The organism is Pseudomonas sp. PS02303 (assembly GCF_029959925.1).
GTDB lineage: Bacteria > Pseudomonadota > Gammaproteobacteria > Pseudomonadales > Pseudomonadaceae > Aquipseudomonas > Aquipseudomonas mandelii.
This window is the reverse complement of sequence record NZ_JASCOM010000040.1, coordinates 26,259-38,431: the sequence shown is the minus strand read 5'-3', so window position 1 is coordinate 38,431 and position 12,173 is coordinate 26,259. Positions and strand designations below refer to the sequence as shown.

Here is a 12,173-nt window from a genome sequence, read left to right as displayed (position 1 = left end):
CAATATTGATGTTGAATTTAAAATCGCTTTCGCGGGCAAGCCTCGCTCCTACGGGGGCTGGCTTGGGGTTTAGACGGCTACCGCGCGAGGCTCGCTGCGACGCAACGCACGCATCTTGTGCAGCGTATCGGCACAGGTCTTCGCCGCTTCCTGGCCTTTATGCACGAAATGCTCGAAGAAGAACTTCTGATGCTCTTCGCCGGCATGGAAGTGGTGCGGGGTTAAAACCACCGAGAACACCGGCACTTCAGTCTCCAGCTGAACCTGCATCAGGCCGCTGATCACCGACTGGGCGACGAATTCGTGACGGTAGATGCCGCCGTCGACCACCAGGCCCGCCGCGACGATGCCGGCATAACGGCCGGACTTGGCCAGCAGCTTGGCGTGCAGTGGAATTTCAAAGGCGCCGCCGACTTCGAAGAAATCGATCTCCGATTCCTGATAACCCTGGGCAATCATTTCGGCAACGAAGCCCTTGCGGCTCTGGTCGACGATTTCCTTGTGCCAGCAGGCCTGGATGAACGCAACGCGCTCGCCCTGATGGTTTTTGCTTTTGCTATCGATTGCGGTGGGTTGCATGTTCTGACTCCTGTTTATGTAAAAAACAGGGCATATGAATCGAATGGGATTTAAGGGTACGCACGCTCGCACGAATGCCTGCGGACGGCCCTTTGGCGCCAATCCCGTTCTCTCTTCATCCGGACTATGACCGTCGGCCCCGGGATCACACCGGGTCTGCTGACCTTGCCGCCAGACACCACCGAAGCCGTGTCTGTCACCAAGCGCTCGCGGGCTATGCGCATTGCGCGCAATTACCGCCGGTGGGGAGTTGCACCCCGCCCTGAGAACGTTTTGCCGCCAGATTGTTTGGCGGCGCAGCTTTTTTAACACATATTTCCTGCCTGTGCATTGCTGCTATCTGATGATTGCTATCGACTTTTTCGCTCACTTGACGGGTCTTTTCCTTCGCTTGGGGGTTGATTAATCGTTGTCATGACCGCAGTAATTCCTACCTGAAAGGGATTTTCCCCTGCTTACCGAGGCCAGATTCATGAGCGTTATCGATCTTCGCAGCGACACCGTTACCCAACCGACCGCCGGAATGCTCGACGCGATGGCCAGTGCGCCCACCGGTGACGACGTCTATGGCGAAGATCCGACGGTCAACCGCCTGGAAGCGGAACTGGCAAAACGGTTGGGTTTTGCCGCTGCGTTGTTTGTGCCGACGGGCACCATGAGCAATCTGCTGGGTCTGATGGCTCATTGCGAACGGGGTGACGAATACATCGTCGGCCAGCAGGCACACACGTATAAGTACGAAGGTGGCGGCGCGGCGGTGCTTGGCTCGATCCAGCCGCAGCCGCTGGAAGTGCAGGCTGACGGCTCGCTGGACCTGGCGCACGTCGTCGCCGCGATCAAACCGGACGACTTCCATTTCGCTCGTACGCGGTTGCTGGCGCTGGAAAACACCATGCAGGGCAAAGTCCTGCCGCTGGAGTATCTCGCCCGGGCACGCAGTCTTACCCGTGAACATGGGTTGCAGCTGCACCTGGACGGCGCTCGGCTTTACAACGCGGCCGTCAAGTTGGGTGTTGATGCCCGCGAGATCACACAGCACTTCGATTCGGTTTCGGTCTGCCTGTCCAAAGGCCTGGGCGCGCCGATCGGGTCGGTGTTGTGCGGTTCGGCAGAGTTGATCGGCAAGGCGCGTCGCCTGCGCAAGATGGTCGGTGGTGGCATGCGCCAGGCCGGTCTTTTGGCCGCGGCGGGGCTTTATGCGCTGGATAACAACGTTCAGCGTCTGGCCGACGATCACGCCAATGCGCAGTTTCTTGCCGACGGACTGCAAAAGGCCGGTTACGAAGTCGAGCCGGTGCAGACCAACATGGTTTACGTGAACATGGGCGACAAGGCCGAGGCGATCAAGGCCTTTGCCGCCGAGCGTGGCATCAAGCTGAGCGCTGCCGGACGCCTGCGGATGGTCACGCACATGGACGTTGACCGCGCTCAAATCGAGCAGGTCGTCGCGACATTCGTCGACTTTTCTCGCAACTGATCGCCTTGGCGGTCCAATTGACCGTTTCTATCGTATAAACACGCTGTACCCCGCGCGCTGGGCCGATATAATGCGGCCCTTTGCCGTCGCTTCGTCTGTTGACGTTTCGTACAGGCCTTTGGCCGCAGCCTCCGTGGAAGAACCTAATGAAAAGCGCAGAAATCCGTGAAGCCTTCCTTCGCTTCTTCGAAGAGCAAGGCCACACCCGTGTAGCCTCCAGCTCTTTGATTCCGGGCAACGACCCAACCCTGCTGTTCACTAACGCGGGGATGAACCAGTTCAAGGACTGCTTCCTGGGCCAGGAAAAGCGCGCGTACACCCGCGCTGTCTCCAGCCAGAAATGCGTGCGCGCCGGCGGCAAGCACAACGACCTGGAAAACGTCGGTTATACCGCCCGTCACCACACCTTCTTCGAAATGCTGGGTAACTTCAGCTTCGGTGATTACTTCAAGCGCGACGCGATCACCTACGCCTGGAACTTCCTGACCTCCGAGCAGTGGCTGAACCTGCCGAAGGAAAAGCTCTGGGTCACCGTCTACGCCAGCGATGACGAGGCCTATGACATCTGGACCAAGGAGATCGGTGTTCCGGCCGAGCGCATGGTCCGCATCGGCGACAACAAGGGCGCGCCATACGCTTCCGATAACTTCTGGACCATGGGCGATACCGGCCCGTGCGGTCCTTGCACCGAGATTTTCTACGATCACGGCGCCGACATCTGGGGCGGCCCGCCGGGCTCGCCGGAAGAAGATGGCGACCGTTACATCGAGATCTGGAACAACGTGTTCATGCAGTTCAACCGCACCGCCGATGGCGTGTTGCACCCGCTGCCAGCGCCGTCGGTCGACACCGGCATGGGCCTGGAGCGGATCAGTGCCGTGCTGCAGCACGTTCACTCGAACTATGAAATCGACCTGTTCCAGAGTTTGCTGAGCGCATCGGCCAAGGCTATCGGCTGCACCAACGACGCTCAGGCTTCCCTGAAAGTCGTGGCTGACCACATTCGTTCGTGCGGTTTCCTGATTGCCGACGGCGTGCTGCCGTCCAACGAAGGCCGGGGTTATGTGCTGCGCCGGATCGTCCGTCGCGCCTGCCGTCACGGCAACAAACTGGGCGCCAAGGGCAGCTTCTTCTACCAGATCGTAGCGGCCCTGGTTGCCGAGATGGGCGAAGCCTTCCCTGAGCTGAAGGCCCAACAGGCACACATCGAACGCGTCCTGAAAGCCGAAGAAGAGCAGTTCGCCAAGACCCTGGAGCAGGGGCTGAAAATCCTTGAGCAGGATCTGGCTGAACTGAAAGGCGACGTGGTGCCGGGCGACGTGGTGTTCAAGCTCTACGACACCTACGGCTTCCCGATGGACCTGACGGGCGACATCGCTCGCGAGCGCAACTTGACCATCGACGAAGCAGGCTTCGAACGCGAAATGGAAGCCCAGCGCGTCCGTGCCCGTTCCGCCAGTTCCTTCGGCATGGACTACAACAGCCTGGTCAAGGTTGATGTGGCCACCGAATTCACCGGTTACAAAGCCACCAGCGGTTCGGCGAAAGTTGTTGGCCTCTATAAAGAAGGCCAGGCGGTCGACGTACTGAGTGAAGGCGAAGAAGGCGTGGTCGTTCTCAATCAGACCCCGTTCTACGCTGAGTCCGGCGGCCAGATCGGCGATTGCGGTTATCTGCAATCGAGCGGTGGCCGCTTCGACGTGCGTGACACCACCAAGACCGGCGGCGCATTTCTGCACCACGGTGTGTTGGCATCGGGCAGCCTGATCATCGGTTCGCCGGTTGAAACCCACGTTGAAGCCGAGGTGCGCCACGCCACTTCGCTGAATCACTCGGCCACTCACTTGCTGCATGCGGCGTTGCGTAAAGTGCTGGGCGATCACGTTCAGCAGAAAGGCTCGTTGGTCGACAGTCAGCGCCTGCGCTTTGACTTCAGCCACTTCGAAGCCATCAAGCCTGAGCAACTGAAGGCCCTGGAAGACATCGTCAACGCCGAGATTCGCAAAAACTCCGCCGTTGAAACCGAAGAAACCGACATCGAAACCGCCAAGAAAAAAGGCGCCATGGCGCTGTTTGGCGAGAAGTACGGCGACAACGTGCGCGTGCTGAGCATGGGCGGTGATTTCTCCGTCGAGCTGTGCGGTGGCATCCACGCCAACCGTACCGGTGACATCGGCCTGCTGAAAATCATCAGCGAAGGCGGTGTTGCGTCGGGCGTGCGTCGTATCGAGGCAGTCACCGGTGCTGCGGCACTGGCTTACTTGAACGCTGCAGAAGAACAACTCAAGGAAGCGGCCAACCTGGTCAAGGGCAGCCGCGACAACCTGATCGACAAGCTGTCGGCTGTGCTGGAGCGCAACCGTCTGCTGGAGAAGCAACTCGAGCAGTTGCAGGCCAAGGCGGCCAGCGCGGCGGGCGACGATCTGTCGGCTTCTGCCCTGGACGTCAAAGGCGTGAAAGTGCTGGCCGTGCGTCTGGACGGTCAGGACGCCAAGGCGCTGCTGGCGCTCGTCGATCAGCTGAAAAACAAACTCGGCCGCGCAGTGATCCTGCTCGGCAGTGTCCATGAGGAAAAGGTCGTTCTGGTTGCAGGCGTAACCAAAGACCTGACTGGCCAACTCAAAGCCGGTGATTTGATGAAGCAAGCCGCTGCGGCAGTGGGCGGGAAGGGCGGTGGTCGTCCAGACATGGCGCAAGGCGGTGGTACTGACGCTGGCGCACTGGACGCGGCACTGGCCCTGACGGTTCCATTTGTAGAGCAGGGTTTATAAGGCAGGGTGTCCGGCCCGTCGTCTAGTGGCGGGCGGGAACGCTGTTTGAGTGATTATTTGGGCGCCCTTCATGGGCAGAGGCGGCTTTGAAATGGCTTTGATCGTACAGAAATTTGGAGGCACCTCAGTCGGCACTGTCGAGAGAATCGAGCAGGTCGCCGACAAGGTTAAGAAATTCCGCGATGCCGGCGATGACCTGGTGGTTGTCCTGTCGGCAATGAGCGGCGAAACCAACCGTCTGATCGATCTGGCCAAGCAAATCAGTGGTGATGGCCAACCGGTTCCGCGTGAGCTGGATGTGATCGTTTCCACGGGCGAGCAGGTGACGATTGCACTGTTGGCCATGGCGCTGATCAAGCGCGGCGTGCCTGCGGTGTCTTACACCGGCAACCAGGTGCGGATTCTGACGGACAGTGCGCACAATAAAGCGCGTATCTTGCAGATTGATGACCAGAAGATTCGCGGTGATCTGAAGGCAGGTCGTGTGGTGGTTGTCGCCGGTTTCCAGGGCGTCGACGAGCATGGCAACATCACCACCCTCGGTCGTGGCGGTTCCGACACCACCGGCGTGGCGCTGGCGGCGGCCTTGAAGGCCGACGAATGCCAGATCTACACCGATGTCGATGGCGTCTACACCACCGACCCGCGTGTGGTGTCCGTGGCCCAGCGCCTGGACAAGATTACCTTCGAAGAGATGCTGGAAATGGCCAGCCTCGGTTCCAAGGTGTTGCAGATCCGTGCGGTGGAATTCGCCGGCAAGTACAACGTTCCGCTGCGCGTACTGCACAGCTTCAAGGAGGGTCCGGGCACCCTCATTACTATTGATGAAGAGGAAACCATGGAACAGCCGATCATTTCCGGCATCGCTTTCAATCGCGATGAAGCCAAGCTGACCATCCGTGGCGTGCCAGACACCCCGGGCGTTGCATTCAAGATTCTCGGCCCGATCAGTGCCGCGAACATCGAAGTCGACATGATCGTGCAGAACGTTGCGCACGATAACACCACCGACTTCACCTTCACCGTGCACCGCAATGACTTCCAGGCCGCACAAACCGTGCTGGAAAACACCGCTCGCGAGATCGGTGCCCGTGAAGTGGTCGGTGACATCAAGATCGCCAAGGTCTCGATCGTCGGCGTCGGCATGCGTTCTCACGCAGGTGTGGCCAGCCGCATGTTCGAATCCCTGGCGAAAGAAAGCATCAACATCCAGATGATCTCGACGTCGGAAATCAAAGTCTCCGTTGTGATCGAAGAGAAGTATCTGGAACTGGCTGTGCGCGCTCTGCACACAGCTTTCGAACTGGACGCACCGGCCCGAACAGGCGAGTGATGCGTTTGCCAAAGGGCGCGGTCTGACCGCGCCCTTTGTCTTTTTTGAATGGCGCGACCCAGGAACTGTTCTTTTGCTCGCGCTGGTCAATACTCAGGCATGTAGGGCTGCGATCGTTTTCCGGTTGTAGGTCGAGTGCCTTTTTTTTGCAGACTGTTGTCCCTGAAATGAAATGCGTGAGGAGAAAGGTATGCTGATTCTGACTCGTCGGTGCGCAGAAAGCCTGATTATTGGTGATGGCGAAATCACCGTGACCGTGCTCGGCGTCAAAGGAAATCAAGTGCGTATTGGCGTTAACGCACCTAAAGAGGTTGCGGTTCACCGTGAGGAAATCTACTTGCGGATCAAGAAAGAGAAGGACGACGAACCAAGCCATTAATTTTTATCGTTTTTTATGTTTGCAAACGGGGAAGAAGCTGGTTAATATACGCCCCGTGTTGCGGAGAGCTGGCCGAGTGGCCGAAGGCGCTCCCCTGCTAAGGGAGTACACCTCAAAAGGGTGTCGGGGGTTCGAATCCCCCGTTCTCCGCCATTATTTGCGTAGTACGTTGTAATCTGGCTTTTTCGGTAAGTGTTTGAAATTACTAGAAAAAGTGCTTTACATAGAGATTAGACGGCCTATAATGCGCGGCAACAAATGCACTCGTAGCTCAGCTGGATAGAGTACTCGGCTACGAACCGAGCGGTCACAGGTTCGAATCCTGTCGAGTGCACCATTTAAGGGTTGTTTGCAGTAATGCAAATGACTTGGCTCCAACCAGTTGTGATCTGGTATAAAAACACAAATGCACTCGTAGCTCAGCTGGATAGAGTACTCGGCTACGAACCGAGCGGTCACAGGTTCGAATCCTGTCGAGTGCACCAAACACCAAAAAGCCCGCGTCTAACGCGGGCTTTTTGCCGTCCGGGATTTGGCTTTTCCCTTTGTACATCCTTTCTCGTCGAACTCCACATGTGCGCTGCGACCTCGCTTGAGTTCGTAGCGGTAGCTTGTTGCGGAATTCCTGATACTGATCTTGTCCGGCTTGCCCAGGGCGCTCTCGACGTCCTGTTGTGTCATGCCCGCGACTATCCGTTGATTGATGATTGCTTCGCGACGTTCCTTGGCGGTTATCAGGTTTGCGCACTTGTCCTCAGTCTGGCCGACAATGGTTGGCTCCTTTCTTCCGGTTTTCGTCGAGGGTGTCTCCCGAGCGTCAGCCTCAGGCATGAGCGCTATCGCGTTGCCGGGCGTGAAAGTGCGCACCTCTTGCTGCGAGAAGCTTTCACCCTCCGCGCAACTCAGGGTTGTGAAGGTGAGGCGACCGTCGGGTGCTTCGCAACGGTGAAGGATGGTTGCCTGCAACCGGGGTGAAAGGCAGAGCAGGGCAAGCAGTAAAAAATAAAAGGCAATCGATGGCATTAAACGTCCTCCATGACGGTCCATGTCAGGGTAGCCGCTACATTTTTCGATGAGGGTGTGTTTTCTTTTCAGAATGAGTCGTCGCAGTTGGAGAGATCAGGACTGCACTCAGCTTTGTCTTGCAACCGCTTGTTTCAGCCATGATTTTTTGACGTTTAAAACCGTCGGGCGGTGTATCATTGCGCCCGTCAGCCCCGCCGGGGCTTGTGGAATACCTCCATGGACTTACCCAGTAGTTACTCAGTATCCCGTTTTTCCAATCATGAATTGACTGATTGATCCTTCCGGCGTGCCCCGCTGCTGGGAGTGGAGTTCGCCTATGTCTGAAGTAGAAGTAAAGAAAACGCAGGAAAGCTTGCAGGACCGCCTCGCTCAAGTCGTTGAGCTGCTGCAGCGCCAGCGGGTGGTCGAAGACCTGACTCATCGCCAGGAAGGTCCGCATCACGACCGGGTCGAGAACCTGGTTCACCGGCAAAACCTCGTCGAGCTGCAACGCAAGCTCGATGATCTGCACTCCGCCGACGTTGCCTACATCCTTGAAGCCTTGCCGCTGGACGATCGTCTGACGCTTTGGCAATTGGTCAAGGCGGATCGCGACGGCGACATTCTCCTCGAAGTATCCGACTCGGTTCGTGAAACCCTGATCGCCGACATGGACGATCACGAGCTCCTGGCTGCGGCCAAGGACATGGACGCCGACGAACTTGCTGACCTGGCTTCCGAGCTGCCGCGAGACGTCGTCCACGAACTGATGGAAACCCTCGATGGTCAACAGCGTGAGCGCGTCCGCTCCGCGTTGTCCTATGACGAGGAGCAAGTCGGTGCGCTGATGGACTTCGAGATGGTGACCATCCGTGAGGATGTCAGTCTCGAAGTCGTGCTGCGTTACCTGCGGCGTCTCAAGGAGCTGCCGGGCCACACCGACAAACTGTTTGTGGTCGACTACGACGGCGTGCTCAAGGGCGTGCTGCCGATCAAGCGTTTGCTGGTCAACGATCCGGAAAAGCAGGTTTCGGAAGTCATGGCCAGTGACCCGGTGAGTTTTCACCCGGACGAAGATGCCTACGATGCCGCTCAGGCGTTCGAACGTTACGACTTGATCTCGGCGCCTGTGGTCGACAAGAACGGCAAGCTGATCGGCCGTCTGACCATCGATGAAATGGTCGACCTGATCCGTGAAGAGAGCGAAAACGAAGTACTCAACATGGCGGGTCTGCGCGAAGAAGAAGATATCTTCGCTTCGGTCTGGAAATCCCTGCGCAACCGTTGGGCCTGGCTGGCGGTCAACCTGATCACCGCGTTTATCGCATCCCGGGTGATCGGCCTGTTTGAGGGCTCCATCGAAAAACTGGTGGCACTGGCGGCATTGATGCCGATCGTGGCCGGTATCGGTGGCAACTCGGGCAACCAGACTATCACCATGATCGTTCGAGCCATGGCGCTGGACCAGGTGAGCACCGGCAATACCTCGCGATTGATGCGCAAGGAGCTGGCCGTCGGTTTGATCAATGGCCTGGTCTGGGGTGGCGTGATTGGCGTTGTGGCCTATCTGCTTTATGGCAGTTGGTCCCTCGGGGTGGTGATGACCGCCGCCATGACGCTTAACTTGTTGCTGGCGGCGTTGATGGGGGTCTTGATCCCGATGACTCTGGCGCGGCTTGGGCGCGATCCGGCGATGGGTGCCAGCGTTATGATCACTGCCATGACTGACAGCGGCGGGTTCTTCATCTTCCTCGGGCTGGCGACGATTTTCCTGCTCTGACTTGCCTGCTTTAAGAAGCCCGCCAATTCGGCGGGTTTTTTATGGCCGAATTTCAGGCAAAAAAAAGCCAGCGATTATGCTGGCTTGGCTTTCGGGTCGAATCAGGAAGCGTCTGCGGCCATTTCGGCGTCATGGGCAATCAGCGAAACAAGAGCATTTTGCTGACGGTGGGAGAGTTGGCGGAAGCGTTGCAGCAGTTCACGTTCGTGCAATGACAGCTCTGGGCTGTCCAGGCGCATGCTCAACTCTTCGCCCAGTGCACCTTCCTGAATAAGACTCTGCTCAAGGCGCGCAATGATTTCGGAGTTCATGCTGCGATGATGATTGCGAGCCACCTCGGCAATGCGTTCACGCATTCCGTCTGGCAGACGTACGACGAACTTGTCAGCCGTACGGCTGGAATAAATTGCCTGTTTCAATGGGCGCATATATTTAACCGGTTAGTTCAGGGGAGCGGTTCTCGGGATTGGCCGCAGGATGTCTGATAGGACAAGCTCTCTGGCCAAATGTTCAACCTGAATTGATAGAGGCTCGCATCATGCCTCAAAGCAGCCAGATCATTGGCGTCAATTCTGTGACAAATATTGAGCTGGGTAAAGGCGTTATGCCAGCACCTTTATCGAAAATGTGGACTGGTTAGAAAACTTTGGTCCCTGCCCGTATCGCTGACCACGTGCTCTTCCCGTCAGGTGATGCCCGAAGACGCCTGAAGGTGCATGCTACGCGGATTCGATCCTTGGTCCTTACCTTATACAGGATAGTGGCAAATGGCCGATTTACTAGTGGCAGACCCGCACAGGAGGGGGATTCAGGATGGATGGCAGGCTGATTTACTTGATGGGGCCTTCCGGATCCGGCAAAGACAGCCTCATCGAAGCGGCTCGACGACCTTTACGCTCGATAAACGGCGAAGTGGTACGACGGGTCATTACGCGTTCGGCTGAATCCGTAGGCGAAGATGCCGTCGGAGTCTCTCGCGAGGAGTTCGAACAACGCCGCGACAAGGGTGACTTTGCGCTGTCGTGGCACGCTCATGGCCTGGATTATGGCATTCCGGTCCAGATCGACCATTGGCTGGAAGAAGGTCGTCATGTCTTGGTCAATGGCTCTCGTGGCCACCTGGCCGAGGCACTGCAACGCTACCCGACATTGGTGCCGGTGCTGTTGACGGTCCAGGATGAGGTATTACGCGAGCGACTGATGAAGCGAGGCCGTGAGAGCCTTGCAGAAATTGAAGCCAGATTGCGCCGCAACAGGTTATTTACAGCGGAGGATCCTCTCGGTGATTCGCAGATCTATCGACTCGACAACTCAGGCGAGCTTGACGTCACCGTCGCCAATCTTCTGAAATTGCTGAACGTCAGCGCAGAACCGGATCGAATTTGATTTTGCGTCCGATAATCAGCGCCAGCACGAATAACGCGCCGAAAACGCCGCAGGCGATCAGGGGTACGGTGGCAACCGTGTCCGGGACCAATGACAGATGAAGAATGCCGCTCAGTAAGGCAAGGATCAAAAATCCTGCGGCTGATTTGGACATTGCTGTGCTCCTGATAGGGTGATTCAAAATACCAAGCGTTCCGAAGTCTGAGACACCGGAAGATAATTTTGCTGGCTTACGTCCTGGCCAACAAAGCCGCGCTGATCGTTCATGACCGCCAATTGCGGGGCTTTTTGCAGCTGGAGGTAATGCGGCATTCGTTGCGCGACCTGCTCAGCGCCGCTCTCGGCGGCAAAATGACCACCCAGCAGGACGGTAAGGGCGATTGCATTCGAGAGTAAAAGGACGCTGTTCATGAGGCTAACCTCGGTTGTTCGTGAGAACAGCTAAAGCAGCCCGCGTGCCAAGAGTCTAACGGCAATTAAATCCTTTAAAAACAAAGAATTAACTTATTCCTTAAAGAGGCCGTCGTTGCAAATTGCAATGATGGCATTTTGAGAGGATGCAATTTGCACGGTAAATTAAGCCACGATGACAAGGGGCGGCTGCCTACACTTAAAAAGCCCTACGGACGACATGACAAAAGCAGGCCTGGCCGTTAACATGCTCGCCGTCTATCGCACCGCATCCCAGCGGGGCGATCTGTGTCTCAGTAGCTCAATTGGATAGAGCATCCCCCTCCTAAGGGGAAGGTTGGCAGTTCGAACCTGCCCTGGGACACCACCTGATTTACAGCCCTGCGCTGTGATAAAAAGCTCCGCCGGAGAATCCTCCAGCGGGGCTTTTTTATGCCCGTCGACCCGACGACCTACATGGCAAGTCCATCGTTGCTGTGCCTTACTCCTCGTACCATGCAAGGAGTGACGCGATGCGACACAGAGGTGCACATTTCTGGTTATGGACCAACAGCCGGCTACCTCACCACATCCATGAAGAAGTGCTCAGCGATGGTGTGCAGGTCGAGGTGCAGGCACGGGTCGGTCATGGGGGCGTCACGCAGGTGTTCATCGGTATTTACGCTGACGGTGGCGGGGCGATTTGCGAGGAGTTTCATGACCGGGCGGTAGGTGAATATTATTGTTCCGCGTTGAAGTGGGGCGCTAAGCGGGCGAGAGAGCTGGTTGCGGACAGCCAAGCGTTTGTCGCGCCGCATCGGGTGCAATTGACGTTGGCCCCGGTGATTACCGATGAACCGACACTGGCATTGCGACGCATGGAAATGACCGAACGTGAGCGTTTGAAAATCCGCTCCGAAGACGCCTGGTCGGAGTACCTGGCTGCCAAGGCCGCGATGCTTGAGCTGATGCGCGCCACCAAAGTCGACCCCGGGGTGTGGGCGGACCACAAGGAGCGCCTGCGGCAGGCGATTGATCGGCGCATCAGTGTGCAACGCGCCTATCTGCGCTGA

At 57.3% G+C, this 12,173-nt stretch carries 12 protein-coding genes, 4 tRNA genes and 1 riboswitch; of the genes, 11 read left to right on the top strand and 5 right to left on the bottom strand.

Features of this window, described 5'->3' with window-relative positions; genetic code table 11:
* Positions 1 to 69: 69 nt before the first annotated feature.
* On the bottom strand, positions 70 to 579 hold the full coding sequence (locus QMX98_RS12580; protein WP_007943897.1) for a 6,7-dimethyl-8-ribityllumazine synthase: 510 nt from the start codon (positions 577 to 579) through the stop codon (positions 70 to 72).
* Positions 580 to 681: 102 nt separating this feature from the next.
* Positions 682 to 853, bottom strand: a riboswitch (FMN riboswitch).
* Between the two features lie 198 nt (positions 854 to 1,051).
* Here QMX98_RS12580 and ltaE point away from each other — a divergent pair.
* The 7 genes from ltaE to QMX98_RS12545 all read left to right on the top strand — a co-directional run bounded on the left by ltaE (position 1,052) and on the right by QMX98_RS12545 (position 7,024).
* Positions 1,052 to 2,056: a low-specificity L-threonine aldolase gene (ltaE, locus tag QMX98_RS12575; protein ID WP_077749182.1), complete on the top strand. Its 1,005-nt coding sequence runs from the start codon at positions 1,052 to 1,054 to the stop codon at positions 2,054 to 2,056.
* A gap of 146 nt (positions 2,057 to 2,202) precedes the next feature.
* Positions 2,203 to 4,827 (top strand): alanine--tRNA ligase, encoded by a 2,625-nt coding sequence (gene alaS / locus QMX98_RS12570; RefSeq protein WP_010457228.1) that lies wholly within the window; start codon positions 2,203 to 2,205, stop codon positions 4,825 to 4,827.
* A 91-nt stretch (positions 4,828 to 4,918) separates the two neighbouring features.
* The gene (locus tag QMX98_RS12565) at positions 4,919 to 6,160 is read left to right on the top strand and encodes an aspartate kinase (protein ID WP_008033100.1); all 1,242 of its coding nucleotides are present in this window, start codon (positions 4,919 to 4,921) and stop codon (positions 6,158 to 6,160) included.
* A gap of 190 nt (positions 6,161 to 6,350) precedes the next feature.
* Positions 6,351 to 6,539, top strand: a complete 189-nt coding sequence (gene csrA / locus QMX98_RS12560) for a carbon storage regulator CsrA (protein ID WP_003178872.1) — start codon at positions 6,351 to 6,353, stop codon at positions 6,537 to 6,539.
* A gap of 62 nt (positions 6,540 to 6,601) precedes the next feature.
* Positions 6,602 to 6,692 (top strand) — tRNA-Ser (locus tag QMX98_RS12555).
* 107 nt (positions 6,693 to 6,799) lie between these two features.
* Positions 6,800 to 6,876, top strand: a tRNA-Arg gene (locus QMX98_RS12550).
* A gap of 71 nt (positions 6,877 to 6,947) precedes the next feature.
* Positions 6,948 to 7,024 (top strand) — tRNA-Arg (locus QMX98_RS12545).
* Between the two features lie 19 nt (positions 7,025 to 7,043).
* Here QMX98_RS12545 and QMX98_RS12540 read toward each other — a convergent pair.
* On the bottom strand, positions 7,044 to 7,562 hold the full coding sequence (locus QMX98_RS12540) for a cell envelope protein SmpA (protein ID WP_145309741.1): 519 nt from the start codon (positions 7,560 to 7,562) through the stop codon (positions 7,044 to 7,046).
* A 319-nt stretch (positions 7,563 to 7,881) separates the two neighbouring features.
* On the opposite strand from QMX98_RS12540, the gene mgtE reads away from it, so the two are divergent.
* A complete protein-coding gene (gene mgtE / locus QMX98_RS12535) occupies positions 7,882 to 9,324 on the top strand; it encodes a magnesium transporter (RefSeq protein ID WP_010457218.1) in 1,443 nt (480 codons plus the stop codon).
* A 101-nt stretch (positions 9,325 to 9,425) separates the two neighbouring features.
* Here the strand turns inward: mgtE and QMX98_RS12530 are convergent, their stop codons facing one another.
* On the bottom strand, positions 9,426 to 9,752 hold the full coding sequence (locus QMX98_RS12530; protein ID WP_003178899.1) for an Arc family DNA-binding protein: 327 nt from the start codon (positions 9,750 to 9,752) through the stop codon (positions 9,426 to 9,428).
* 385 nt (positions 9,753 to 10,137) lie between these two features.
* Between QMX98_RS12530 and phnN the strand changes: the two genes are divergently transcribed.
* Complete coding sequence (gene phnN, locus QMX98_RS12525) at positions 10,138 to 10,710, top strand: phosphonate metabolism protein/1,5-bisphosphokinase (PRPP-forming) PhnN (RefSeq protein WP_282410836.1); 573 nt, start codon at positions 10,138 to 10,140, stop codon at positions 10,708 to 10,710.
* Here phnN and QMX98_RS12520 read toward each other — a convergent pair.
* Positions 10,685 to 10,864 carry a PA3371 family protein gene (locus QMX98_RS12520; protein ID WP_010457208.1) on the bottom strand — a complete coding sequence of 60 codons (180 nt, stop codon included), beginning with the start codon at positions 10,862 to 10,864 and terminating at the stop codon, positions 10,685 to 10,687. The genes phnN and QMX98_RS12520 overlap by 26 nt on opposite strands.
* A 23-nt stretch (positions 10,865 to 10,887) precedes the next feature.
* Complete coding sequence (locus QMX98_RS12515; RefSeq protein WP_145309735.1) at positions 10,888 to 11,121, bottom strand: hypothetical protein; 234 nt, start codon at positions 11,119 to 11,121, stop codon at positions 10,888 to 10,890.
* 290 nt (positions 11,122 to 11,411) lie between these two features.
* Here QMX98_RS12515 and QMX98_RS12510 point away from each other — a divergent pair.
* Together QMX98_RS12510 and QMX98_RS12505 are read left to right on the top strand one after the other, a co-directional pair.
* Positions 11,412 to 11,488, top strand: a tRNA-Arg gene (locus tag QMX98_RS12510).
* A gap of 145 nt (positions 11,489 to 11,633) precedes the next feature.
* Positions 11,634 to 12,173: a hypothetical protein gene (locus QMX98_RS12505; RefSeq protein WP_282410835.1), complete on the top strand. Its 540-nt coding sequence runs from the start codon at positions 11,634 to 11,636 to the stop codon at positions 12,171 to 12,173.

Bases quoted from the DNA above. Each gene is read 5' to 3' on its own strand.
- QMX98_RS12580 (WP_007943897.1), bottom strand. From the start codon at position 579: ATGCAACCCACCGCAATCGATAGCAAAAGCAAAAACCATCAGGGCGAG.
- ltaE (WP_077749182.1), top strand. From the start codon at position 1,052: ATGAGCGTTATCGATCTTCGCAGCGACACCGTTACCCAACCGACCGCC.
- alaS (WP_010457228.1), top strand. From the start codon at position 2,203: ATGAAAAGCGCAGAAATCCGTGAAGCCTTCCTTCGCTTCTTCGAAGAG.
- QMX98_RS12565 (WP_008033100.1), top strand. From the start codon at position 4,919: ATGGCTTTGATCGTACAGAAATTTGGAGGCACCTCAGTCGGCACTGTC.
- csrA (WP_003178872.1), top strand. From the start codon at position 6,351: ATGCTGATTCTGACTCGTCGGTGCGCAGAAAGCCTGATTATTGGTGAT.
- QMX98_RS12540 (WP_145309741.1), bottom strand. From the start codon at position 7,562: ATGCCATCGATTGCCTTTTATTTTTTACTGCTTGCCCTGCTCTGCCTT.
- mgtE (WP_010457218.1), top strand. From the start codon at position 7,882: ATGTCTGAAGTAGAAGTAAAGAAAACGCAGGAAAGCTTGCAGGACCGC.
- QMX98_RS12530 (WP_003178899.1), bottom strand. From the start codon at position 9,752: ATGCGCCCATTGAAACAGGCAATTTATTCCAGCCGTACGGCTGACAAG.
- phnN (WP_282410836.1), top strand. From the start codon at position 10,138: ATGGATGGCAGGCTGATTTACTTGATGGGGCCTTCCGGATCCGGCAAA.
- QMX98_RS12520 (WP_010457208.1), bottom strand. From the start codon at position 10,864: ATGTCCAAATCAGCCGCAGGATTTTTGATCCTTGCCTTACTGAGCGGC.
- QMX98_RS12515 (WP_145309735.1), bottom strand. From the start codon at position 11,121: ATGAACAGCGTCCTTTTACTCTCGAATGCAATCGCCCTTACCGTCCTG.
- QMX98_RS12505 (WP_282410835.1), top strand. From the start codon at position 11,634: ATGCGACACAGAGGTGCACATTTCTGGTTATGGACCAACAGCCGGCTA.